This is a genomic window from Loktanella sp. M215, assembly GCF_021735925.1.
Classification (GTDB): Bacteria; Pseudomonadota; Alphaproteobacteria; order Rhodobacterales; family Rhodobacteraceae; genus Loktanella.
Window position 1 is genome coordinate 131,284 of sequence record NZ_WMEA01000005.1, and the last position, 24,798, is coordinate 156,081.

At 57.1% G+C, this 24,798-nt stretch carries 24 protein-coding genes; 7 read left to right on the forward strand and 17 right to left on the reverse strand.

Translation table 11 applies throughout. The annotated features are described in order from the left end of the window. Positions 1–63: 63 nt before the first annotated feature. The 9 genes from GLR48_RS23050 to GLR48_RS23090 form a co-directional block, all read right to left on the reverse strand. A complete protein-coding gene (locus GLR48_RS23050; RefSeq protein ID WP_237066181.1) occupies positions 64–585 on the reverse strand; it encodes a MarR family winged helix-turn-helix transcriptional regulator in 522 nt (173 codons plus the stop codon). 117 nt (positions 586–702) lie between these two features. Continuing rightward, positions 703–2,463 (reverse strand): thiamine pyrophosphate-binding protein, encoded by a 1,761-nt coding sequence (locus tag GLR48_RS23055; protein ID WP_237066183.1) that lies wholly within the window; start codon positions 2,461–2,463, stop codon positions 703–705. A gap of 23 nt (positions 2,464–2,486) precedes the next feature. Further along, positions 2,487–3,971: an aldehyde dehydrogenase family protein gene (locus tag GLR48_RS23060; protein ID WP_237066185.1), complete on the reverse strand. Its 1,485-nt coding sequence runs from the start codon at positions 3,969–3,971 to the stop codon at positions 2,487–2,489. 76 nt (positions 3,972–4,047) lie between these two features. Beyond that, positions 4,048–5,010, reverse strand: a complete 963-nt coding sequence (locus GLR48_RS23065; protein WP_237066186.1) for a DMT family transporter — start codon at positions 5,008–5,010, stop codon at positions 4,048–4,050. 23 nt (positions 5,011–5,033) lie between these two features. Beyond that, on the reverse strand, positions 5,034–5,474 hold the full coding sequence (locus tag GLR48_RS23070) for a hypothetical protein (RefSeq protein WP_237066188.1): 441 nt from the start codon (positions 5,472–5,474) through the stop codon (positions 5,034–5,036). A 10-nt stretch (positions 5,475–5,484) separates the two neighbouring features. Further along, positions 5,485–6,477, reverse strand: coding sequence for an ABC transporter substrate-binding protein (locus tag GLR48_RS23075; RefSeq protein WP_237066190.1), 993 nt, complete (start codon positions 6,475–6,477; stop codon positions 5,485–5,487). Beyond that, positions 6,470–7,663, reverse strand: coding sequence for a Gfo/Idh/MocA family oxidoreductase (locus GLR48_RS23080; protein ID WP_237066192.1), 1,194 nt, complete (start codon positions 7,661–7,663; stop codon positions 6,470–6,472). The genes GLR48_RS23075 and GLR48_RS23080 overlap by 8 nt, the downstream gene beginning before the upstream one ends. Continuing rightward, the gene (locus tag GLR48_RS23085; protein ID WP_237066194.1) at positions 7,653–8,576 is read right to left on the reverse strand and encodes a PDR/VanB family oxidoreductase; all 924 of its coding nucleotides are present in this window, start codon (positions 8,574–8,576) and stop codon (positions 7,653–7,655) included. The genes GLR48_RS23080 and GLR48_RS23085 overlap by 11 nt, the downstream gene beginning before the upstream one ends. 122 nt (positions 8,577–8,698) lie before the next feature. Next, a complete protein-coding gene (locus GLR48_RS23090) occupies positions 8,699–9,268 on the reverse strand; it encodes a hypothetical protein (protein WP_237066197.1) in 570 nt (189 codons plus the stop codon). 243 nt (positions 9,269–9,511) lie between these two features. On the opposite strand from GLR48_RS23090, the gene GLR48_RS23095 reads away from it, so the two are divergent. After that, positions 9,512–10,792, forward strand: coding sequence for a Rieske 2Fe-2S domain-containing protein (locus GLR48_RS23095; protein WP_237066199.1), 1,281 nt, complete (start codon positions 9,512–9,514; stop codon positions 10,790–10,792). A 231-nt stretch (positions 10,793–11,023) separates the two neighbouring features. Beyond that, on the forward strand, positions 11,024–11,197 hold the full coding sequence (locus tag GLR48_RS23100) for a hypothetical protein (RefSeq protein WP_237066201.1): 174 nt from the start codon (positions 11,024–11,026) through the stop codon (positions 11,195–11,197). Between the two features lie 309 nt (positions 11,198–11,506). Here the strand turns inward: GLR48_RS23100 and sorB are convergent, their stop codons facing one another. The 5 genes from sorB to GLR48_RS23125 form a co-directional block, all read right to left on the reverse strand. Then, positions 11,507–11,812, reverse strand: coding sequence for a SorB family sulfite dehydrogenase c-type cytochrome subunit (gene sorB, locus GLR48_RS23105; RefSeq protein WP_237066204.1), 306 nt, complete (start codon positions 11,810–11,812; stop codon positions 11,507–11,509). 10 nt (positions 11,813–11,822) lie between these two features. Next, positions 11,823–13,007 (reverse strand): SorA family sulfite dehydrogenase catalytic subunit, encoded by a 1,185-nt coding sequence (sorA, locus tag GLR48_RS23110; RefSeq protein WP_237066206.1) that lies wholly within the window; start codon positions 13,005–13,007, stop codon positions 11,823–11,825. 133 nt (positions 13,008–13,140) lie between these two features. After that, positions 13,141–13,929 carry an anti-sigma factor family protein gene (locus GLR48_RS23115; protein WP_093734032.1) on the reverse strand — a complete coding sequence of 263 codons (789 nt, stop codon included), beginning with the start codon at positions 13,927–13,929 and terminating at the stop codon, positions 13,141–13,143. Next, complete coding sequence (locus tag GLR48_RS23120; RefSeq protein WP_237066208.1) at positions 13,922–14,452, reverse strand: RNA polymerase sigma factor; 531 nt, start codon at positions 14,450–14,452, stop codon at positions 13,922–13,924. Before GLR48_RS23120 ends, GLR48_RS23115 begins: the two co-directional genes overlap by 8 nt. Positions 14,453–14,735: 283 nt before the next feature. Continuing rightward, positions 14,736–15,878, reverse strand: a complete 1,143-nt coding sequence (locus tag GLR48_RS23125; RefSeq protein WP_093734034.1) for a TDT family transporter — start codon at positions 15,876–15,878, stop codon at positions 14,736–14,738. Between the two features lie 112 nt (positions 15,879–15,990). On the opposite strand from GLR48_RS23125, the gene GLR48_RS23130 reads away from it, so the two are divergent. The 3 genes from GLR48_RS23130 (at position 15,991) to GLR48_RS23140 (ending at position 18,419) form a co-directional block, all read left to right on the forward strand. Further along, positions 15,991–16,854, forward strand: coding sequence for a LysR family transcriptional regulator (locus GLR48_RS23130; RefSeq protein ID WP_093734035.1), 864 nt, complete (start codon positions 15,991–15,993; stop codon positions 16,852–16,854). Then, positions 16,851–17,483, forward strand: a complete 633-nt coding sequence (locus GLR48_RS23135) for a hypothetical protein (RefSeq protein WP_093734036.1) — start codon at positions 16,851–16,853, stop codon at positions 17,481–17,483. The genes GLR48_RS23130 and GLR48_RS23135 overlap by 4 nt, the downstream gene beginning before the upstream one ends. 138 nt (positions 17,484–17,621) lie before the next feature. After that, the gene (locus tag GLR48_RS23140; protein WP_237066210.1) at positions 17,622–18,419 is read left to right on the forward strand and encodes a substrate-binding domain-containing protein; all 798 of its coding nucleotides are present in this window, start codon (positions 17,622–17,624) and stop codon (positions 18,417–18,419) included. A 486-nt stretch (positions 18,420–18,905) separates the two neighbouring features. Here the strand turns inward: GLR48_RS23140 and GLR48_RS23145 are convergent, their stop codons facing one another. Then, positions 18,906–19,517 carry a recombinase family protein gene (locus GLR48_RS23145; RefSeq protein ID WP_047998005.1) on the reverse strand — a complete coding sequence of 204 codons (612 nt, stop codon included), beginning with the start codon at positions 19,515–19,517 and terminating at the stop codon, positions 18,906–18,908. Between the two features lie 120 nt (positions 19,518–19,637). On the opposite strand from GLR48_RS23145, the gene GLR48_RS23150 reads away from it, so the two are divergent. Continuing rightward, positions 19,638–22,526, forward strand: a complete 2,889-nt coding sequence (locus tag GLR48_RS23150) for a Tn3 family transposase (protein ID WP_237066212.1) — start codon at positions 19,638–19,640, stop codon at positions 22,524–22,526. Positions 22,527–22,873: 347 nt separating this feature from the next. Here the strand turns inward: GLR48_RS23150 and lspA are convergent, their stop codons facing one another. Together lspA and GLR48_RS23160 are read right to left on the reverse strand one after the other, a co-directional pair. Next, positions 22,874–23,383, reverse strand: a complete 510-nt coding sequence (gene lspA, locus GLR48_RS23155; protein WP_237066221.1) for a signal peptidase II — start codon at positions 23,381–23,383, stop codon at positions 22,874–22,876. After that, entirely contained in the window at positions 23,380–24,234 is an 855-nt protein-coding gene (locus GLR48_RS23160; RefSeq protein WP_237066232.1) for a cation transporter, read from the reverse strand. Before GLR48_RS23160 ends, lspA begins: the two co-directional genes overlap by 4 nt. Positions 24,235–24,290: 56 nt before the next feature. Here GLR48_RS23160 and GLR48_RS23165 point away from each other — a divergent pair, with 56 nt between their 5' ends. After that, positions 24,291–24,641 carry an ArsR/SmtB family transcription factor gene (locus GLR48_RS23165; protein ID WP_237066234.1) on the forward strand — a complete coding sequence of 117 codons (351 nt, stop codon included), beginning with the start codon at positions 24,291–24,293 and terminating at the stop codon, positions 24,639–24,641. Positions 24,642–24,798: the final 157 nt, after the last annotated feature.

A 24,798-nucleotide genomic window follows, 5' to 3' on the forward strand; every position in this document is an offset into this window, starting at 1 on the left:
AGAAGGAGATATTGACTGCGCGACGCGCGAGGTCAGAGCCGGTTCACACCTATAGGTCGAGTTCTAATTCTGTGGCCGGGTCGGTGGAACCTTGAAGCCGCGTCGCGCCGCATCGCGCTCATCTTGTTCAAGATTCTTGATCATCATGGCCAGAGATTTGCGCAGAACCTGGAGATCATCTTCTGTCAGACCCTCGACTGCAAGGTCGTTGGCTTCGATCGCCAGAGGTTCCAGCAGCTCGCGCAACTGCCAGCCTCTTTTGGTGAGAAAGGCGTGCTGTCTGCGGCGGTTGCCGTCGGTGTTGCGCCGGGTAATTAGACCCATCTCGTCCATTCGGGACAACGCCGTATGGGCCGTTGGTTCGGTCAAATGCGCACGTGCGCTCAGCTCTCGCTGGGATAGGCCGTCCTCTCGCCAGAGGATACGCAGAAATATCCACTGGCCGAACGTCACGCCTTCCGTTGCCAATCGCAGGGTTAGCGAACGGTTGAATGCGCGGGCGGCCAGCCGGATCAACCGCGCAATGCGCTCCTCGTAGAGGACAGGGTCTATGGAGCCGGGGCGGTGTGATGACTGATCGCTCATGAAATTCCATTCAACAGGTCGTCGGACAGATAATCAGCTATTTCCTTCCCGCGAAACCCGGAATGGGAACGGGATCACAAAACTTACGCATCATTCGCGTGTGCGCCGTCTGCACGATCAATCTTGTGTCATGCCATCAGACATCGCCTCCGAATAGCCCCGCATCACCCGGACATCGACGACTACGGTCTTTCCCGCCTTCACGAGTTTGACCGCCTCGCACAGGGTACGTGTCACATCGTCGACCTCGGACACCGGACCAAACCCAACTGCCCCCTGCGCACGAGCAAGTCCGGCAATATCGACATCTGGGTTGTCAATGGCCTGTCCGACGTGCTTGTTTGCAACTAGCCGCTTGCGATCTTTTGCTACCCTCTCCTGATGAATTTCGTCGTTGAAATAGGATCGGTTGTTGGCCACCACGATCAGTAAGGGTACGTTGTGGTGTGTCGCTGTCCACAGCGCGGTGGCCCCCATGATGAAGTCACCGTCGCCTAGCACTGCCACGGGAATGCGTCCCGCGCCAGCAAGAGCCAGTGCCGCACCGACCGCCATTCCGGGACCGGAGCCAATGCCGGCGCCACCGTCGTATCCCAAATAGTCCATTGGATCGCGGAAATCGCATTTTGCGCCGTCCCAACCAAGGGGCAGCCGCATATATGTTACATCCTTGTCGGCAACGGCGTCGGCAACAAGGTCCGACAGCTCATTCAGCAGAAGTAATCTATCGGTATCGCCAGTAATCTCGGTGCGGGCGATCGGCGCGTAGGCCAGGGCCGACCCGACCTCACCGATCCCTGCCACCTCGCAAAGCGCCGCGACCACCGCGTCGGGTGCGGCCAGCAGAGACAGATCCGATGACACGAACGCTTGGTGATCCAGCGACCACCCATTCTGGAGCAGCGGCTCCAGCGTCACGTTGACTACCGTGGTTTCCGTACCCAGGCCAGCCTGCGACAGACTTCCGGCCGGGTCCACCCAGTCGAAACAGACGACAAGATCAGCCGCAGCAATAACTTTCCCCGCATCCGGGGACAGAAAGTAGCCCGGCGTGCCCGCGTGCAACGGATGCCGGGTCGGAAATGCGGCGGCGGTCTTGATGTCGGTGACAACGCGGGCGCCGAACTGCTCGGCCAGCGCGATGCGCCGGTCCCATGCCGCGCGATCACGCGATACGCGGCCCATCAGGAAAACCGGCGCGATTGCACGAGCCAGCATATCGTACAGCTCTGCGACATCATTTGGCCCAACGGATGGCAGCCGCGGCAGGACATGCCGGTCAGGATCTGGAAATTGCGGCAGTGCGTCAATCTTCTGCTCTTGCACGGTGACGTCGAAGCAGACGTAAGTCGGGGCCATGGGTGCCGTCGCCGTCAGACGTGCCGCCCGCATCATCGATGTCAGCGACGCGGCGAGCGAGGCCGGCTGATCGTCCCATTTAATGTAGGGACGCACAATTGCCGCCTGATCGCGCGATGTGTGCAACCAGTCGATCCAGGGGCGCCGCTTGGCTGCATCGACAGGACCGGTTGCCCCGAACACCAACATCGGCACACGATCGCACCATGCGTTGTACAGCGCCATGGCGGCATGCATAAGTCCAACATTGGCGTGCAGGATCACCGCCAGCGGAGTTTCTTTGACTTTGGCCCAGCCATGGGCGATGGAAACTGCGTGTTCCTCGTGCAGGCACAGCAGCATCTGCGGTTCCCGATTGCCCAGATAATTCACCAGGCTGTCGTGCAGCCCGCGGAAGCTGGAACCTGGATTCAGCGCTACATATGGCACTTCAAGCTTGCGCATCATAACGGCTAGCGCGTCGCTGCCATAAAGCGTTTCAGTCTCGGACGGGGCCGGTCGGTCGATATCATCTTGCATGGCTATTGCCACCTTTTCTGTCGTCAACCCTGACCTTCAAGGTTGATGTGAATATTCTTTTCATGGGTAAAGGAGATCAGTTCTCCGATCCCTTCCTCACGCCCGATGCCGGATTGCTTGACCCCGCCGAAGGGAGCGCCAAGGAAATGCAGACCAACTTCATTTATCCAGACGAATCCGGCCTCTGCCTGACGTGCCGCGCGATGAGCTGTGGCGAGGTCTTTGCTCCAAATCGAACAGGTCAGACCGAACGGCAGGGAGTTGACCTCGTCCATCATCGCCGTTTCATCGGACCAGCGCCGCACGGCAAGGACGGGCCCAAAGATTTCTTCTTTGGCGATGGTCATGTCCGGGGTGACGTCGGCAAAGATCGTGGGTGCGATGAAGCAGCCGTTGGCCAGCGCACCATCGCTGACCTCATGGCCCCCCGAGACCATGCGGGCCCCTTCGCGTTTGGCGCTTTCAATATAACCCATCACCTTGTCGAAATGGGTCCGGCTCACAAGAGCCCCCATGGTGGTCGCTGGATCGGTCGGGATCCCGGGTTTGTAGTGTTCGACCTTGGCAACCACCTGGGTCAGAACCTCGTCATGAAGATCGTCATGAAGGAAGGCACGGCTGGTCGAACCACAGGACTGGCCGCACCAGCCGAAATTCATGCCACGCACGATGGCATCCGCGATCCGATCCGGGTCACTGTCAGGATAGGCGATAAGAGCATTCTTGCCACCCAGTTCCAGCAGGACGGGCTTTAATGTTTCGCTTGCGCTGCGCATCACCGACCTGCCAGCTTCGACCGATCCGATCAACGTGACCTTGGCTACGTCGGGATGTGCGGCAAGAGCGGCACCAGCCTCGGTTCCACCGGGCATTACACTGAAGGTCCCAGCAGGCATCAGCCCGTCGACAAGTTCTGCAAGCCTGAGCGCCGAAAGAGGCGCCTGCAGGGGCGGCTTGATTATGACCGCGTTTCCCGCAGCTAGCGGAGCCGCCATCTTGCCACCGCAAAACATAAACGGGTGATTAAATGCAAGGATGCGGGCCACGACGCCAAGCGGTTCGCGGACCGACATGTTGATCCGGTCGGGACCCATGGGAATTGTGTCGCCCTTCATCTCGGTGACCAGACCGGCAAAGAAATCCATCTGTGCGGCTGCGAAGTTCGCATCGCCGCGCATCTCGGTATAGGGATTGCCACAATTCGCAGCGTCAATCAGCGCCAGTTCGTCGCCATGCTTCCGCAGAAGGGTTGCGATCTCCTTGAGAATCCTTGCGCGCTCGAGCGGTTTGACGTCCCGCCATTCAAAAAAGCCTTTGCGTGCGGTCCTGACGGCCTCATCAACATCCGCTTTGCCGGCCTCCGCGACCGAGGCCAATACCTCTCCGTTCGCGGGGTTCAGCGTCTCGCTGTATTTGCCGCTGACTGGTCTGGACCAGCAGCCTGCATAATAAAGGTCTAGATGCTGCGGTAGTACATCACGGTAGTCTTGACTGGTTGATTGGGTCATTCTTCCCTCGCATTGTTGCGCTTCTGCCGGCGGGCTCGCGCTTTTCTCAGATATCCCGGTTTTACCGCAACGGGACTTAAATCGGCCCATTCCCTTGCCCAAGCGTGATCACGGCGGTGCCGGTCATCGCGAGAACAGAAGCAACAGCGAACACCAGACCGGGCTTCTTTTCGGACTTGAGCAAAACCGCCGACAGCCAGGCCGCGATGAACATCTCAACTGAACCGATGATTGCTACGGCCGTGACAGTGGTATGGTTAAGTGCAAAGAACTGGAATATCTGGCCAAACGAAACTGAGGCGGCCGCCACGACCTGCCAAGGTGCGGGACGCTGAAACAGTGGCAAGTGGTTCGTGCGGCTCCGACGAGACAATGGTACAATAATAGACCCGCAGACGAGGCCCGTGATTGCACCGATCAACGTGCCTAGTAGAGGGTCCGGCACAACCGCAAGTGCGAACTTGCGAGAGACGTATGCCCCACCATAGCTAGCTGATGACACTGCGCCCAAAACCCGCCCCTTCTGTACGTCGTCGGTTGCGCGTTCCATCATCGGTCGCCCAGTATGGCCTGTCCCGCCTGTCACTACTCGCGTTCTGCGACCGCCGACCACCACGGCCGCGATGCCCAAAAACACGAGCAGGAAACCAACCGAAACCGAGGTCGTAATCCGTTCATCGAGAAAAATAATTGCAAGTGTCGCGGCAAATACCGGGATTAGCCGGCGAAGAATCCCGATCTCGATCGCGCCGACGAGTTCAACCGCCTTGAACATGAATACCCGTCCCGAGATATTTGCAAGAACGCCAGCTAGCACGAAGAAGCCCAAACCGGTCCAGACCGCCCTGTCAGCGGCGGGTAAGGCACTTCCAAAGAATAACCAAAGAGCCCCCGCCATGACCGCAGTCAATAGGATCGACAGGTAAGCGCCGTTATTGGAATGCCCGTTCTCAGCATTCTTGTTTATGGCAACCGCACTGAAGCCGTAGCAAAAGGCTGAGGCCAAGGCGAATATTTCGCCGAGGAACGGAATGGACATGATTGTATCTTTGTCCCTTTGCGTCAGGCCGAAGCTTGCCTGAGCAAGTCGATGAACCGTTCCGCCGAAGTGATCTCGCGCAGGGGCATCGCATTATGCTCCTCGCCTGGATCAAGCTCATAACTTAATCCGCGACCGTCCCAGTACCACCAGTAAACAACCTCGCCTTGCTTGTCGCGAATCGGCATTCGGAAGGTTGGAAAAGTCATGTCCGACAAATCGACATTTTCCACAACCTCGTGGTCAATGTTGAGCGTGCTCAGAACGCTGCCGAGGGGAAGCATGACTGTAAAGGCAGGTTTAGTTTTTGTTAGTGATCCGGTATCGCTCGGACGCTTATCGTGGTGACCAGTCAGGCCTTGGACGACGGTCGGATAGCTTGGGTGGTCATGCGTAACGAGCACATATGAGATCCGGCCTTCAAGCCGGATTTCTATCAGATCCCCGGGCATAAATTCCTGCATCGCCATTTCCTTACAGACTGTATGTTTCGAGTGTCGATGGGTGGAAAAGTTCTTCAATCTTGACACGTCTTGGGGACAATCCCTGTTCAGCGTGATAGTCGAGAAACTTGTCTAGGACATGCGCATTAGGGGCTACGCCATAGGGCCAGGGGTCTGACCCCATTAGAGCCTGCGCCCTGTTCAGGGTATCCTCCACGAAGGGCATCGTGACCTTTGTCGCAGAAGTATCTTGTAGCGCATCCTGAGCAATTTTCTTGGCTTGTGAAAAAGCCTTCATCAGGGCACCGGGCAGCCATGGATGCTCGTCAACTAATGATCTCCGAATACCGACCACATGCATGATCGGAAAGATGCGGGTGTCGCGGTAATAATCTTCAGCAGCAGAGATGCTGTCTCGGAACAGGCGACCGACATGTGGGTGGCCTTCGGCAAAGCAGCGCGGCCAGCGCGGCCCGACGAAGCCGTCGATTTCGCCATCCATCAGCATCTGATTCAGTGTTGCACCTTCGGGAGCGGACTCCACAATCACATCCGCCGGAAGATCGACTTTGATCTTCTCGGGGCGCCCGGGTGTATCCATGCCTCCGCGCACCCAAGTAATCTGCGACGGCTTGACGCTGTAATGTTCCTCGAGGATGCCGCGGACCCAGACGTTCGCGGACAGTTGGTATTCCGCAATGCCAATCCGCTTACCCTTCAAGTCTTCGGGCCCGTCGATCCCGCGATCGGTTCGAATGTAGACTGAGGTATGGCGAAAGGCGCGGCTGAGAAAAATAGGAATCGCAATGTAATGCGGGTCACCACGCGCGACCGAAATCGAGTAGGAAGAGAAAGAAAGTTCGGAGATGTCATAAGCCTGATGTCTAAAGGCGCGGAAAAACATTTCTTCTGGTGACTGGAGCATGTGAATAGGATTGACACCGTCGATCTGCACTCGGCCGTCAACGATGGCGGAAGTGCGGTCATAGTTCCCCATTGCCAATGACAGGTTCAATTTACTCATGTTTGGTCTCCTCTCCGTACAGTCCACATTGACGTGAGAGGGCTACAGGGTTGCCGCTCTCTGCTGATTTCAGGATCGCGTGGCACACTTCCAAGCTTGCACGCCCCCATGCACCTGTCTGCGTCGGCACGTTCCCATGCCTGACGGCGTCATACACTGCATCGATCACTTCACGCCGTGGACCTCGTTCGGCAGGTGCCGCAAAGAACTTGCGTTCCTGATCGCCGAATACTTCCACCCCGCTGGGTGTCAGACGCAAATCAGCTCTGTCGCACAGTGCGATCACCGGGCCGAAATGTTCGTGCTGCGTCGCGGCAGTTGGAAGCGCACCCTGACCGAAGGTCCGGGTCGTTTTCAGCTTCGCCTCGGAGTGGGCGTCAAGGCCTTGGAGCGCACTACGAGCCTTGCCGTAATCAGTTGCTTTCTTCGGTGCGCCAAGTTCTCCAATCCCGTCCATCCAGATGTCACTGTCAAAATGCGCGTAACCTGAATAGGTGATCGTTGCGAAGGCACCCCCAATGAAGGACAGCAATGCTGAATAAGCCCCTTCGGTTGGCCGGTGGGGATCCCAATTGCCGGTCATCGCGACAACCCGGTCAGCCCGGCCACCACACAACAGGCGGACCATATCGATCTGGTGGATCCCTTGGCTGAATAGGACGCCGCCGCCCTCTTCCGTGCGGAGTTCTTCGGGCCGGCGGGGACGGTAGAGAAAATCGGTGTAGTTGAAAGCCTGCACCATACGCAAACGACCATATTCACCGCTGTCGATCATGCTGCGAGCAAGTGCAACGGGCGCATCAAAGCTGTGGCTTGGCCCTACGATCAGATGGCACCCTGTCTCGGCGGCAGCGGCGACCATGCGATCTGCATCCTCCATCGAGACTGAAAGCGGCTTATCTACAATGACATGCTTGCCACCGCGCAATCCTGCGATAACGTGATCGGCGTGCATCTGGTGCGGTGTCGCGACATAGATCACATCCAAGTTCACATCAGCCGCAAGCTCATCGACTGACGCATAGCTGCGCCCGCCGAACTGCGCCTCAAACGCGGCACGGCTATCAGCCCGGGGAGCGGCGGCGGCAACAATACGTATGCGGGAGTCGGCCTGAAACGCGGGCACGGTCAGCATAAAGGCACGGCCAAGACCGGCAATTCCGAGGCGCACAGGATCAGAGGTCAAGGACGAGGTCCCCGCTCTTAGCCCGCGACACGCAGATCATGATGTGGTCGCCCTTTTCGTGATCCATCAGCACCATGTCGCGATGCTCGGCCTCTCCCTTCAGAATGCGGGTCTTGCAGGTGCCGCAAGTACCACTTTCGCAGGAACTGACAGTCTGATGCCCCGAATCCCGCAGGGCTTCGAGGATTGACCGATCTGCCGGGACCGTCACCGTTTTGCCAGACTTCGAGAGGGTCACGTCGAAGGCGACGTCATCGGCACGAACCACTTCCACCGGCTTAAAGTCTTCGAAGTGCACGCGCCCTTCGGGCCAGTGACCGGACACGGCCCTGATTTCCTCCATCAAAGGCTGAGGCCCGCAACAAAAGACATGCGTTGTCTGGGGTTCAGCAAAATGGTCCCAAAAATCATAAACTTTTGCAGGATCGCCGTCGTCGTGATGAATCAGGATGCGATCCCCAAAAGCGACGGTCATCTCGTCAAGATAAGCAGTCTCGTTCTGGCTGCGGGTGCAGTAAATGATTTTGAAGCGCTTTTTCTGACGTTCCAATTCCTGTGCCATTGCATAGATCGGCGTCACACCGATGCCTCCGGCAATTAGAAGATATTCACTCACGTCGGTCAGCTCGAAGTCATTTTCAGGCGGTTCCACTAAAAGATCAGTGCCTTCGGTTGCCATATCGTGCATAGATGCGGACCCACCTCGGGACTGCGGCTCGCGTTTCACGGCAATGACGTATTTGGAAGAGTCACTGGTTCCGCCGACAAGAGAATACCTCCGCATGGCACCAGACGGGGTCTTAACCGTCACATGTGCCCCAGCCGTGTAGGGCGGCAAATTCGCATCTTCCAATGGAACAAGGGTGAATTCTGCGATCTGTTCTGTCAGCGCACGCTTCTGTGCGACCCGCATCTTAATAGGCTCCATGGCTCCTCGCTCAACGTTAGTTCATCACTTTACTTAGATACCTAATATTATTCTGTCAAGTTTATCCGGGAAAGAACGGAACTCATATGATCGCGGTCAAAACGGATCTAGCGGCGTGTTAGCCAAGGGTACAGCGCACGGGTCAGATACGGAGCGATGAAGGCCGTGGTCAGCCCCGTCAAGACAGCAGCTACAAGAAAAAGGCCCAAGGTTTCCGGCAGGCTTTTTGTCAAAGGTTTTAATCCGTAAACCAGTACGACAAGAGCTGGATATACGGCCAGCAAACTGGTCACCCATCGTTTCCATAAAGGCGGCAGTATCGGTTTGATAGAAACTGTGCCAATCGGTGCAAACCAGATAGTGGCCCCCACAGCCTTCTGGCGTGACACATTTGTTAAGGCGAAAGCCTCTACTTCGGTGAGTATGGAGGTCATCTCTGACAATGTTTCGCCAGCTCGCAGTGCAGCAGGATCCCGGAACCGGGTCAGAATATAAAAGTCCACCTGCACGCCGTCATCTCGCCGAATGACATCCACACCGCGGAACCCATCCACTTTTTTTAGACACCGATCAATTTCCAAGAGCTTCTCCGCGCATACTTCGGCATCTGCCCGGCTAACCTGCAAGGCAACCAACGTCTTCGTCTCGAGTTCACCGAACACTCTTGCGGTATCCATGTCCTAGCCCATCTCTTGTCCAAATTTTCGCCGGTCATCGTCTGCAATGCGCAACTTTTTCTGCATATTGCTAGACATCGCGATGCGTATTATTAGAGTTCTAACATTCGACCGCAAGGCCTTGCATGTGCATGCCCGCAAACCTTACGCGACACGCAAATCCTTGTTGAAAAACATTAGATACCTAAGTATCTTGAGTGAAGACCAAATTGTTCCACGTACTGGGCCGAAGGAGACGAGATAATGCTTACACCCGAAGAAAATGACATGCTGACCCAAGTGTCAGGCGAGACGCCAATGGGGAAACTGATGCGTCAGCATTGGACCCCTGTCTGTTTGCTAGAGGAGGTTTCTGAACGGGATGGTAAGCCGCTTCGGGTGGAGGTTTTGGGCGAAAGTTATGTCGCATTCCGCGATACCAAGGGCCGCCTTGGTATGCTGGATGAGCTTTGTCCGCACCGCAAGGCATCCTTGGTCTATGGTCGCAACGAGGAATGTGGCCTGCGCTGCTTGTATCACGGCTGGAAGATGGATGTGGATGGCAATGTCGTCGCCATGTCGTCTGAACCAGAGGGCAGCCCGCTGATGGATAAGGTCAAGGCGCGGTCTTACCCAGTGGAGGAATGGGGCGGGTTCGTCTGGGCCTGGCTTGGCGATCAGGAAGACATTCCTAAATTCCAGCCGCCGGCCTTCGCACCCACCGAGGATACGCCCGTCGCGATCCTCAAAATCCGCGTGCCTGCTAATTGGGCACAAATTCACGAGGGCCAGATCGATAGTGCGCACTCGTCATCGTTGCATTCCTCTACGATGAAACCCGCGCGTGTCGAAAGCGCGGGAGCTGATGACAAATCTTGGTACCGTCCATCGACAGACAAGGCACCGCGGATGCAGACCGAAACTACCAGCTACGGGTTTCATTACGCAGCCATCCGCAAGCCCATCAAGAATGCGCAGACACATCACTATCTGCGGGTCACGGAATTTATCGCGCCATATTATTCGCTGATTCCGCCAAATAGCAGCTACAAGGTAGCCAGCGTCATCGTGCCTATTAACGACGATGAAACGGCTTTTCATTTTATCGCTTTTGGAGGGCCAAACGTACCTTCGACAAACGAATGGCGCGCGTTCAACCATGCCGTTCCAGGCGAGGACCTTGACGAGAAATGGCGTACCAAACGCACGTTGGAAAACGACTTCATGCAAGACCGTAACCTGATGAACGAAGGCCATTTCACAGGCGTTCCGGGCATCCCCAATGAAGATATCATCATGTGGGTATCTATGGGTAGCCGGGTGCAGCGCCATACTGATGTTTTGGGCGCTTCTGACCTTGCCATTGTCGAGTTTCGACGCCTTATGACGGATGCTGCTCGCAAGGTTGCGGAAGGCGGACGTGCGATTGGCACTGACTCCGTCTTGCCGCAGGCCCAAATTGCTTCGCACGAGGGTGTTTATCCGAAAGACATTGACTGGCGCACACTGGTTAATTCAGGAGTCGAAACTAAAGCTGCCGAATAAGACGAGAAAAATCTTGTATTACTGACGCGAACTTTCCTCAAGTCAGTTTTACTATCCGGAATCTACTCGCTAAACCAAGGTACCTAAGTTGGCTGGACGTTCGAACGCCTTTTTGGCCCATCGATCATGCGGTCAATCGTTTTTAAATCGCTGTTGATTTGCAAACGTCCTAACCCTTAACAGGCAGCCCTTTAACCCATGGGGCTGCCTTGTCGCATACGGACCAAAGCCATGAACGACCAAATTACCCTGTCGGCGAAAGAGCAGACCGAAATTGGTCGCGCCGCAATGATCGCAGAGCAGAACGACCGTTTTCGCAAAACGTGGGGCGCAGACGTCACCGTTCCCGGTCAGATCGTCGTGACGCCGGGTATCACATGGGCTTTACCTAGCGCAATGGCGTAGATCATGCAGGCCATTCAGACATTCATCAACGAAAGAGAGCCGTCGAAGTCATAGAGGTTCGGGGCTTGAGCTTTGTCCAAAAACCCGTCAGGAAAAAAGTGTCGGACATTACCAGATTTCTGTCCATAAAACGCACGTTGGATGGATCAAGCCTTGTACAGCGTTAATCAGGTTAGGCTCATCCGAATGAGCAGCTGCCAGAGCGAGAGGCAGATACTTCTGATTTAGCACTTAGAAGCTTGGAGTGTTGCAGTTTGACAAGATGACCGGAGAACGCTCCGATCATCTTTTACTTGGGTTTCGTAAACTCTAGTACTGTGCGGCCAGATACGCAGCGATGATATCGCCATCCTCTTCGGTAATTGGCGCACCGTAGATTGCGATCATCTTGTGTACTTCGGCCTTCCAGAAGTCAGGGCCTTTGCCGGGAGGCTGGTATTCGATGTAATCGGTCGAATGGCAGGTTATGCAATTGGCTTCGGCCACATCTGATCCGTCTCCGGCGCGGAACACGACGGAGCCATCATAGGGCATGTCATAGATGACGGAATCCGCGATGGCGGCTTGGGCCAGGAAGGTCAGTCCAGCCAAAGCGGCTATGTGAAAGGTTTTCATTGTCATCTCCTCAGGCTGCCGTGAGACGTGTGGTTTCGACGACGTTGCGCATATAGCCCGATGGGTTCCATTGCGCTTGCATCGGTTGGGTCTGGCCGTTCGCATTTGTCGCGCGCACCAACAGTGACACCTCACCCGACGCCACGGGCATCGACAGCGTCCATTCGCGGAATGCGTATTTTCCCATGTCCTCGCCCAAGGATGCTTTTTGCCATGTCTTGCCGTCATCTGCGGAGACGCTGACCTCGGTAATGCCAGATCCGCCATCGAACGCTATTCCCCGCAGTGCGAGCGGCGCATTCGCAGCTACTGCCGCGCCATCCAGCACATTGGTGATAAAGGACCGGACGTTGAAGCGGGCGATCGGCACGGTCGTTTCAGGCTTGGTGCCAGGTTCGACACATGCGCAACTGTTGTCCGGGATGCGATAGGCCGTCGTCATCCAGAACGAGTCCAATGGCGTGTCGCGCACGATTATCTGGTTGAGGTGCTTGACCCAGTAGGTGCCGTAGTGCCCCGGGACCACAAGACGGAGAGGATAGCCATTCAGCCAGGGCAGATCTTCGCCATTCATGGCCCACGCCAGCATGACTTCGCCGTCCATGGCATGGGCCAGTTCCAGCGACTTGGTAAAGTCGGGGGTGTCGGGCAGGACAGGCCCATCCAACCCTTCGAATGCGACCTGAATCGCCCCGTCTTGCACGCCCGCCTTTTCAAGGACGGATTTTAGGGAAACGCCAGTCCAGCGTGCGTTACCCATCAAGCCATTCCCTGCCTGCCCACCACCGACACGTGGCGTGACAAAGCCACGGCTGTTGCCTGAACATTGATGAACTGCGACCAGATCAATCGTATCGAATTGCGATTTCAGGTCAGCGAGAGACAGCGACATGGGCGTGGCCACTGTGCCGGCGATCTCGAGTGTGAAGGTGTCAGGATCAATCTCGGTCGGGATGTCAGCCAAGTGGTACCGCACGAAAAACGCGTCATTGGGGGTCAACATGCCTTCATTGAACACACTGAACGGCGTCTCCAACTGCGGCGGTCGGGATGACAGCTGCAGCAAAGGCCGCTTCCCCGGATAGGCGACCAGCGACCGATCTCCATTTTCAAAACCCAGCGATACTGTTTCAGCGAGCAATGGCGTGCCGCCAGCCATCACGAATCCGGCAGCAGCCCCGGTGGATGCGATCATCTGTCGTCTGTTGAACATGGTTCCCCCATTTTTCTGCGATCGCTATGACGTGCTTGTCATGTTTGAGATCGTCGCAAGTTCAGACGATTGGCAGGGGGCGTTTATTCCTCATGATGCAAAATAAACTTGTCCATCAGCCCAGACAGGGCTGGCGTGCCGTCGCCAGAGAGGAGAGCAAATCGGGATGTATCTCATTGGGTGCGTCAGTCCCATTGCGCAGAGCCAGCGCGAGAATGGCGAAGCGAGTCGCGTTCATGGATCGCGAGACCATCGTCATCTGCTGATGGGGTCCGGCCCATTGTGCAATCAGGACATGGCCGTCATCTGAGATTGCGAGACCGGCCGGGCGATCTCCGGCATGCGCGGTCACATAGAGCCCAAGATGGCAATTGCTGGGACCGACAAAACCCAGTGCGTCCGCTTTGCGCCCAAGTGGCAAGGTGACTCTTTCTAGTGACGTCTGCTGCAACCCATTGGCTTGAACGATTGCGGCGATGCCGATGAGCGGACCCTCCGTTGTCACGTTCTGAGCGCCACTTGCCCACTTATCGAAATGTGCGATCATCGTGGCAAGGTCAGAACTTTCTGCAATGATGATCTGTGCCGGAATATCATCCGAAATGGGACCAGTCAGGACTAACCACCATACTGCGCCGGCTGCGATCAAGATGGCAGAGGCGGCCAGCACGGCAGGACGCCATGCAGGCCTTCCTGCTCCTGAGTATCGCTCAGGGATCGCGATGATGACTGTGTCTGACGCCAGTGACGCGACCCCTGCCCGCAAAGCCTGATAATGGGCCACATGGCTGGCAAGCGCCGGATCGCGTGCGATTGCCTCGGCCATCCGAGCCGCGTCTTGCGGATCTAGTGCGCCATCGACATATGCGCTGACCTGTTCGTCTCGAGTTCGTTCATCAACCACGGCGCATCCCTTTGCCCTTTCGCGGCAATTCCACGACATGCGGACCTGAAAGCTTTTCTGCCAGGGCGGCACGCGCACGGCTCACGCGGCTCATCACCGTGCCGCGTTTAATCCGCAAAAGTTCAGCGGTTTCGTCATAAGTAAGCCCGCCGATGTCCACAAGCGCCAGCACATCCCGGTGATTTTCCGACAGCAAAAAGAATGCCTCGCGGACTGCCAGATGGGTGACCGTGATATCGTAGAGTGCACCGCTTGTGCGTTGATCCAGGTCGACCGCCTCTTGCATGGCGCGCCGTCGGCGCCACGATCGCAATCGATCGAACCATAAATGCCGTGCGATGGTGAACAGCCACGCGCGAAATGCACGTTCGTCCTGGGGCGCCTGCTTGGCTGAGATGGCACGCACGACACAATCTTGCACGAGATCTGCGGCTGAATCGCGATTGCGTGTCAACGCCAACGCGTAGCCGAACAATCCGCCAGCGGCAGCGGTGAGCATCTGGCGTTGGTTGGCATTCAGCATAGCGCACTCACGACAGGTCATCCGTACTCGACGGCGGGAACAGGCGGACACTCAGACACTAGCGTGCCTGACGTACTTGACGCCAATCTTTCATCACGCGGATTTGGTTTCCTGCATAGACATGACCGCCATCCGTCATCGCATGGTTGTCAGCCGGCTGCCCCGTCTCTTGTGTCATTGCAATTCGGGCAACGGCAGCGGTCGCACCCGAAGGCAGAAAAATACGATTTCCCGTTATGCCATGTCCTTTTCTGCGATAAGTGGGAAGGCCTGTTCGAACCTATCAATCGTCCTTCAGGCAGGGTGCTGCAAACAGATCCCCACGCCAGGCGCCGCAGACCGTGCGCGTTCCGACGACGATCCACGCAGCGCCCAACAGTGCCACCAATATCAGGCCAAAAACATAAATCGCAGTAATCGGCAGCAAGCTCGCAAGCTTCAATGAAGCAACGGCAAATACACCCAGCGGGAATGTATAACCCCACCAACCAAGGTTGAATGGCAGACCGTCGCGTGCATAGCGCCCGGTGATGAGCACTGCCATCGCAAACCACCACAGCCCATAGCCCCACATCAGCAATCCGCCGATGAGACCGATGCCCGCCGCGGCGCTGCTATACTGACCCAGATCATTCGCCGCAAAGATGGCAGGGGCGGCCTGGCCTAACGTCATAAGGCCCAATGCCCCGGTGCCGATCGGTCCAAGCGCCAGCCAACTGGAGGCCGCCATGGAAACGTGCGGCAACTTGTGGATGGCGAGCCGCAGGATCAGGACGACAAGGACGCTCATCGCAATGGGGACCGACAGGGCCCAGAGGACGTAAGACCACACCAGCACCAGCAGTTGGGTATGTGCGTCGGCAAGGTGCGGGGCCAGCAACCCCCCCGACACCGCTGCGACCTCGGCTGCAACCATTGGCAACAGCCAGACGGCAGTCATCTGATCGATGGCGTGGCTTTGGCGGGTGAACATCAAATAGGGTATGGCGATGCCACAAAGTGCTGCCATACCGACATCAATCCACCATAAGACGGTCGCGACCTCGATCGCGATGCTGCCCATTGATGGCAGTCCAAAGATCAAAAATCCGTTGATGATCGTGGCCAACCCCATCGGGATACAGCCAAAAAACATCGAGACGACCGAGTGACCGAAAATCCGCTTCGCTTCGTGGAAGAATAAGATCCATCGTGCCGCATAGAGCGCCGAAAACAGCGTGAACAGGGCAATATTGAACAGCCAAAGCGCTTTGCCAAGGGAGCTGAACGCGTCGGGAAGTTGTGCCAGCGCAATTGCGAGGATGCCCGTTCCCATCGTGGCCGCAAACCAGTTGGGGGTGAACTGGCGAATAATTTCCATTGGGCTGGTCAGCTGCGAAAAAGGCTGCAATCCCAGCGATACTGCGCGCATTTTGTAGAATGTCATTGTGGATCTCCTGTTCTTAACCTCGATAGACGAAGCGAACCAAACGATCCAACGGATTGAATTTGTAAAACAGATCGATTTTACTGATGGGTGAGAGTGAGGTGTAGAGATCATGACGCTTGAACAACTTCGCATCTTCATTGCTGTGGCGGAACGTCAGCATATGACTGATGCGGCTCATGCGCTGAACCTGACCCAATCTGCCGTGAGTGCCGCCATTGCTGCGTTGGAAGAACGCCATGATGTGCTGCTGTTCGACCGCATTGGGCGCGGTATCGTGCTGACAAATCTTGGTCGTGATTTTCTGCCGGAAGCGCGCGCGGTTCTCGCCCGGGCAGACGAGGCTGCGGGCTGCCTCAGCGCATCCACCGCCCTTGCCCACGGCAAGCTGCGGCTTGTGTCCAGCCAGACGGTTGCAAACTACTGGCTTCCGCCCCGCATGCAGAGCTTCCACACAGCCTTTCCGGGAATTGATCTGTCACTGCGCATTCTGAACACCCATGCCGCCTGTCAGGCCATCGTCACGGGCGAAGCCGATCTGGGCTTCGTTGAAGATCACGTTGCGGACCCGCAAATCACCCTGATCCCCGCCGCTACAGATCACCTGGTGCTGGTCGCTCGCGCAGATCAGGCCGCGCACGGTGATGATCTGCGGACGGCACCGTGGGTCTTTCGCGAGCCTGGCTCGGGCACGCGTGCTATACTCGAGCAGGCACTGAAAGAGGCGGGCATTGCCGTCATGGATTTGTCTGTTGTCCTCGAGCTTCCCTCGAATGAAGCGGTGCGCGCTGCTGTCGAAGCTGGCGCCGGTATTGCGGCGCTGTCGCATCTGGTTGTCGCAGACGCCCTGCAGGTGGGGCGCCTGGCCCGATTAGCGTTCAAGCTGCCCGAGCGGAAGTTCTTTGCCGTAAATGCGACACAGCGTCATGTCAGTCGCGCGACCCAGGCATTTATCCAACATGTCATTGCGCCATGACGGTTGCCGCCATCATAACGTTATTGGAGCAAATTGAGGGATCGGATCGGCTGTTTAATCCCTATCGCGACCATGATCCCGCGCTCGAGAGCGCGGATGCACCAGAAATACGGCGGGCGAACCTGACGCTCTATCTGCAGGCAATGCAAGTTCGACGTCCTCGCGTCATGTGGTTGGCCGAGGCCATGTCCAGACGTGGTGCCCGGCGGACCGGGCTGCCCTTGACCGGCGACCGGATGCTGCTGCCATTAGCAACGCGGTTGAAAATGGTCGTGCCGTTTCGCCATCCAACCGCGCAACACGACGATCCAGGCTCTGTCACCGCGCGTGCAATCTGGGAAGCAATGCCAGACGATGTGCCGTTACTTTGGAACGCGGTCATGCAAGTCCCGCACCGCAGCGCACCAGACTATGCCATCCGCACACCGTCAGCGCCGGAAATACGGGCCAATCTGGCTGTACTTGCGGCACTCGCAGCGATGTTTGCACCACAGAAAATCTTGTGTATCGGACGTGTCGCAGAGCGCTGTGCCCAGCCCGTCGGAGTGTCGCTGACCTATGTCAGGCATCCGGCCCAAGGCGGGCTATCCGCGTTTCGCGAAGGCTGTACCACCTTCCTGTCTAGTTAGAGCGCCACGCAGACGTGATGCCGCGAAAACCATGAATTTGACTTTGTGATGGAATAAACTGACCCTCCGGTTCGTTCTTCCTGCAATCGCCGCGACCGCCACATGGCAACTGCGGACGACTGGTACCGGAGAACGAAGATGAAACTAATTTCATATGTGGCCCTGAATATGGCCATGGTGACCCCGGCTTTTGCGCAAGACACGGTGATGTTTGATCCCGACATTGTTCATGAGGCGAAGGACGGTGTTGTCCGCCTATATGGGGCGGGCGGCCCCCATACAGCACTTCAAAAAGTGGCCGATCTTTGGCAAGAGCAAACGGGAGGTACCGTCGCGATCACCTTCGGTCCCGAACCCAAATGGTCTCAGCAGGCCCAGGCAGATGCCGACATCATCTGGGGCACGTCCGAACAGTCGATGACGGCCTTTCTGGAGACCTACAAATCATTCTCGTCGGATCAAGTGATGCCGATTTACCTGCGTCCCGCCATTATTGCGGTCAAGGCCGGCAACCCCAAATCCATTACCGGTTTCGACGACCTGCTGGCAGAAGGCATCAAGGTCGTGGTGACCGAAGGCGCAGGCGTCGGAAACACATCTGGCACCGGCGTCTGGGAAGATGTGGCCGGACGTACGGGCAGCCTGTCGGACGTTGTCGGATTGCGTAAGAATATCGTCGCGTTTGAACATGGATCAGGTGCTGGTTTTAAAGCTTTTACCGATCTGGACGCTGACGCCTGGATCACTTGGCCTGACTGGACATCGCGTAACCCTGAAAAGATCGAGGCCGTTGCGTTCTCTCCTGACCGCGCAATCTGGCGCGATTTGAACGTCGCCCTGGCACCTGATGCTGATCCGGAGGCGCAGGCTTTTCTGAATTTTCTGGTGACCGATGAAGCACAGTCCCTGATGAAAACTGAAGGCTGGACCCGGTAACAGACCCCGCATACCGGGCCGGGTCAAACGTCCGGTCCGGTATGTGACACGGAATTTTGGTAGTGAGCCATTTCAGGCCGCTGCGGGACTTCAAAACGCATTCAGAACACCTTGCGGTGGGCGTTGGTCGTCGCATTGAGCGTACTTGAAGGCGATAGACTATCTCAATATCCTATATCTTCTGTCCATCCTGATTTCTGAATATGGCCAACGGTTCAAATCTGGCGTCTAGATTCAAAAATATCTGAATCAAGCCTCAGCCAACCATTTCGGTAGAAATTAAACCTGCATTATCAGGCCAAGTTAGAGTGTCTTCGTGGGTATTGGCATTGATGAGACGGGGCTATCATGGCTGGGGCTACGCTTTTTACTTCTGCAGCTTTGTAAGGGCTGGGGTTTTTGTTGATGCCTCGTCTACCCGGCGTCGGCCTTCCCCCCGGACACTGACAAATAGGGGTAGATTCCGGCTGGGTGCAGAATAGTACGTTAGGCTCCGAGGACGCGCTTGCCGTAGTCTCGCAGATTGCCGTTCGGGTCGACGTAGCGATAGAGAGTAACGGGCCTCACGCCTAATTCTTTGCAAAGTTCTGAAACAGACGTGTCGCGGTTTGCCATTGCGGCCTGTGCCATGCGCACCTGTGATTTTGACAGCGCGAATTTTCGTCCGCCTTTCCTCCCCCGCGCCCGGGCTGCCTGAAGACCGGCCACTGTGCGTTCACGGATCAACTCGCTTTCAAATTCGGCGAGAGCGGCAAAGATGCCGAATGAAAGCCGTCCTGCCGCAGTTGTTGTGTCGATCTGCGCACCTTGCCCGGTGAGCACTTTAAGGCCAACCCCGCGCTCAGACAGCATACTGACGGTCTTGACCAGATGATGCAGGCTACGCCCCAAACGATCGAGCTTCCACACAACCAGAACATCGCCGTCACGCAATGCCTTGAGGCAGGCCTCCAACCCTGGCCGGTCATCCTTTTTGCCAGATGCCAGATCCGAGTAAATCTGCTCCTCTCCAACGCTCGCCGCGATCAAGGCATCCCGTTGCAGGTCAAGAGACTGCCTGCCATCGGCTTTAGAGACGCGCGCATAGCCAATCAGCATGTGTCACAAACGTTGGTTTGTGATGCTTGGGTTCGGCGGTCGCTTTCGGGCAACGGATTTATTCCTTATCTCATATCATAAATAAATATACTCAATACCTCCCATGAAAGCAAAAGAAGCATGGCGCATCGCACCATTCTGACCGAGCGCCAGCGCGCGACACTATTTGATCTGCCAACCAGTGAAGCGGCACTACTTCACCATTACACGTTGGCCGATGATGACATCGAACATGTTCGTCTGCGAAGACGATCACAAAACCGGCTTGGGTTTGCCCTTCAGCTTTGCGCGTTTCGACACCCCGGCCGCCTCCTGACGGCTGGAGAGGTCATCCCAGAAAAAGCGATCAGGTTCATCGCGGCTCAGCTGGGAATGCAAGCGGTTGAGTTGGAGGGCTACGCCGTCCGCGAAGAGACTCGGCGGGATCATCTGATCGAGCTTAGAGCGATCTATGGCTACAAGATGTTTACCGGACGTGGTGCCCGCGACCTGAAGGTTTGGCTTGAAACTGAGGCTGAGGTTGCGCGCTCTAATGAGGAGCTGGCGCGTCGGTTCGTGACAGAATGCCGCCGGAGCCAGACCATTCTGCCCGGGGTGTCGGTGATCGAACGGCTCTGCGCTGATGCGCTTGTCGCCGCCGAACGTCGGATGGAAACGCGCATCGCCGACCGTCTCGACGCGCCCATGAGAGGCAGGCTGGATGCCCTGCTTTCGGAAGACGTCGATGACCGGGTCAGCCGTTTTGTCTGGTTGCGCCAATTTGAGGTTGGCAAGAACTCGGCAGACGCGAACCGCCTGCTGGACCGGTTGGAGTTTCTGCAAGGTCTCGGGCTTGCGACCGCTGCCCTTGATGGCGTTCCACCCCACCGGATCACCCGACTTCGTCGCCAAGGCGAACGATATTTCTCGGATGATTTGCGCGACATTTCCAGCGATCGGCGGTGGGCGATCATGACCGTCTGTGCTGTGGAATGGCAGGCTGCGATAGCTGATGCAGTGATTGAGACCCATGATCGGATCGTGGGTAAAACCTGGCGCGATGCCAAGAGGTTATGTGATGTGCAGATTACCGGCGCCAAAGCAGCATTGCAGGACACACTTCGTTCTTTCTCAGGCTTGGGGGCCGCTCTCCTGGAAGCGCATGGCGATGGCGCACCCCTTGAGAGCGCGGTTACGACCGCCTGCGGTTGGCGTGATCTGGAAGGACTTGTCGCCACGGCGATGCAGTTGACCAGTACAATGGCTGCCAATCCCTTGGCCCATGTCGCCCAAGGCTATCATCGGTTCCGGCGCTACGCGCCGCGCATGTTGAGGGCGCTCGATATTCAGGCAGCATCGGTCGCCGAACCTTTGGTCGAAGCTACTCGGCTTGTCGCAAAGGGCGGACAAGAGACCGTTCGGCCAACAACCTTTCTGCGCCGCAGTTCCAAATGGCACCAGCACCTTCATGCGCAGCCCCCCGATGACCATCGGCTTTGGGAAGTCGCCGTGTTGTTCCATCTGCGCGATGCCTTTCGCTCCGGCGATATCTGGTTGGTGCAGTCCCGGCGCTATGCCGACCTGAAGCAGGCGCTGGTGCCAATAGCAGAGGCGCGGGCCACACCCAGATTGGCAGTGCCCTTCGACCCGGCGGATTGGCTGGGAGATCGCAAAACCCGTATGATTGAGGGACTGAAACGCTTGGCACGCGCTGCCCGTGCCGGGGCAATTCCGGGTGGCTCTATTGAGGACGGAATGCTGAAGATCGACAGGCTCACCGCCGCAGTGCCCGCCGAGGCCCATGAACTTGTTCTGGATTTATACAAAAGGTTGCCCGATGTGCGGATCACCGATCTGCTTCTGGAGGTGGACAATGCCACAGGCTTCACGGAAGCCTTCACCCATATACGCACCGGAGCACCTTGCACTGACAGGATCGGACTGCTGACCGTGCTGCTGGCGGAAGGCCTGAACCTCGGCCTCAGCAAGATGGCCGAAGCCACCAGCACCCATGATTATTCCCAGCTCTCGCGCATCTCACGGTGGCATGTTGAAGGCGACGCGCTGAACCGCGCCTTGGCCATGGTGATCGCGGCGCAATCCACCCTGCCCATGGCCCGTTTCTGGGGTGGCGGCACCACCGCCTCCAGCGACGGGCAGTTCTTTCCAACCACACGTCAAGGTGAGGCAATGAACCTGATCAACGCCAAATATGGCAATGAACCGGGGCTGAAAGCCTATACCCATGTTTCCGATCAGTTCGGCCCCTTTGCCACTCAAACCATCCCGGCGACCGTGAGCGAGGCCCCTTACATCCTCGATGGCCTGCTGATGAATGAGACCGGCAGAAATATCCGCGAACAATATGCTGACACCGGCGGCTTCACCGATCATGTCTTCGCCGTCACAGCCCTTCTGGGCTTCCAGTTCATTCCGCGCATCCGTGATCTGCCCTCCAAGCGGCTCTATGTCTTCGATCCAAGTGCTGTCCCGAAGGAACTGAAAGGCCTGATTGGTGGCAAGGTCAGGCAAAGCATCATCACCACCAACTGGCCCGACATCCTGCGCAGTGCCGCTACCATGGTCGCGGGCGTCATGCCGCCCAGTCAACTGCTGCGAAAGTTTTCAGCCTATCCCCGCCAGCATGAGCTGGCCGAAGCCCTCAAAGAAATCGGACGCGTTGAACGGACGCTGTTCATCATCGACTGGCTACTTGACGCCGACATGCAGCGCCGCGCTCAGATCGGGCTAAACAAAGGCGAAGCACACCACGCCCTGAAAAACGCCCTCCGCATCGGTTGCCAAGGTGAAATCCGCGACCGCACCGCCGAAGGTCAGCACTTCCGCATGGCAGGCCTCAACCTCCTCGCCGCCATCGTCATCCACTGGAACAGCAAACACCTTGGTCAAGCTGTCGCCGCACGAAAACGCGACGGGTTGGATTGCTCACCAATGCTACTGGCACATACCTCACCCCTCGGATGGGCACATATCCTCCTCACAGGCGAATACAGGTGGCCAAAACAGTAAACCAAGGGGCTTAACGTACGATCCTGCACTCTCCGGTATCAGACCCCAGATATTCATTTTATTGGTATTTTTGGACCGATCGGATGATTGTCCATCAAACGCACCTTTTCCGAGCAGTGTCGTCTGAATGCAGCCGGGCATTGAGCCTTAGCGAACCAGTTTATCCTCGGAATAGAAAACTTTCGCTCTCGCCGCCCCGGTCATGCAGATCGCCTTTTGAAGGAGGATGCGGGTGGTAAACAGATCGGTGTCAAGGGCGCGTCAGGTGTCCGGAATGAACCAATAGGATTTCGTAGCAGGGCTAGCGTGCCGTCGAAGCCCTTTGCGGATGGTATGCCGGACATGGATTATCCCCCCGAAATATTTCCCTTGCGGTGACCCTGTTCAGGGTTCTCCGATTTGTCTTTCGTCGAGCGAAAGCTGTCCCAGAACAGCAGTGCCGCTCCACAGAAAACCGCCACGTCAGCGAGGTTGAAGGACGGCCAGTGGTATGTTCCGAAATGGAAATCCAGAAAGTCGGGAACGGCTTGATACCGTATCCGATCGAGGACATTGCCGAGAGCACCGCCGATGATCAGTCCGAGCGCTGCCCCCGTCAGCTTGTCCGGCGCGCGCCATAACCAGATCAGCAGCCATGCCACGATCACGGCAGCAAGCGCGATGAGACCCCACCAGGGCACGATCCCGCCGAGGATGCCGAAGCTGACCCCATCGTTCAGGACACGAACAAGATTCAGAAAGGGCAGAACCTCGACCCCATGCTCAAGCGCCGGGGTGTTCAGGGCAAGCGCCTTGGTGCCCTGATCGAGACCAAAAGCTGCAATCGCGCAGAGCCCACCCAGAATGCGGTTGTTCATGCCGCCGCTTTCAGATCGGAGCGCGCATCGCGGATGATCGCCCAAGAAGAATGCAGGAACAATGCGGCGATGCCGAAGGCGACGATCAGGTCGGGCCATGCGCTACCCAGCCAAAACACCAGACCGGCGGCGATAACGACTGCCGCATTGCCGATGGCGTCGTTGCGCGAGAACAGCCAGACGGCACGCATGTTCGCGTCGCCCTTGCGGAATTTCAGCAGGGGCAACACGGAGATGACATTTATCACAAGAGCAATCAGGCCCAGTATCCCCATCAGAGTGGCGTCTGGCGGTGTCGGCTCGAATGCCCGCATGATGGTTGTGCCAAGGACCCCAAGACCGAGCAGGCCGAGAAAGGTGCCCTGAATCAGGGCTGATCGCGCTCGCCAGGCAAGGCTCCAACCAATTGCCAGAAGGCCAAGGAAGGTGATTGCGCCATCGCCGATGAAATCGAGCGCATCGGCCTTCACAGCCTGCGATCCGGAGATGAACCCGCCGACCATCTCGATGACACCATAACCAACATTCAGGATCACGACGATCCAGAGCGCGCGTCGGTAGGCCGGGTCCTGATGGGCCGCACCTTGCTGAAGGTCCTCATCGCTTTCGATGCGGTCAAACCCATACCCCGTGGTCTCAACGGCTTTCTCGATCTCCGGCAACCGCGCTTCTGGGGCCTTCAAGGTCATGATATGTGTCGCTGCCGACACTTTCACCGCGTCGGGCGCGACCCCGGCAGACTGCGCCGCCCGTTCAATCTGCGCGGCATCCTTGGCGCAATCCATGCCGGAGACGCGGTAACGGAATGATGGAATATCTGCCGTCGAACCGGCGCTGTCGGCGTTGGCCATGGGTGCAATACTCCTGCTAGAGTGAATCAACAAACAACATATCAGCGAGGAATGATATGGATCAGATTGTCGCCGACTGCAATACCGGGACTACCGCTATTGAGCGAAGAGCGAAGCTGTTTCGCGGCTTTGCGGACCCGAGCCGCCTCGCGATTCTAGACGCTTTGTGCGAAGCGCCGTTGGCCGTTCACCAGATAGTGACGCGTACGGACTTATCGCAGCCAAACGTTTCCAACCATCTCCGATGTCTTCTGGATTGCGGACTTGTGGCCAGCGATCGCGACGGACGCTTCATCCGCTACCGCATCAGCAGTTCGCGCATTGCAGCCCTTTTGAATGATGTTGACGCCCTTCTCGATATGGTCGCAAAGGGTGTTGAGGTGTGTGACAATTTTCGCGGAGCGTGAGCGATAATATCGTGGTCCACGAAATCCTGAACTCTTCACCGTAGTTAGAATCGTGCCCGTCCGGGCAACGTAGCCGGTAGGTTCGTAAACCCAACGCGCTCTCATCCCTTTCACATTAGACGCGAAGAGCGCATCCATCATGTCGTGCAGACGGGGA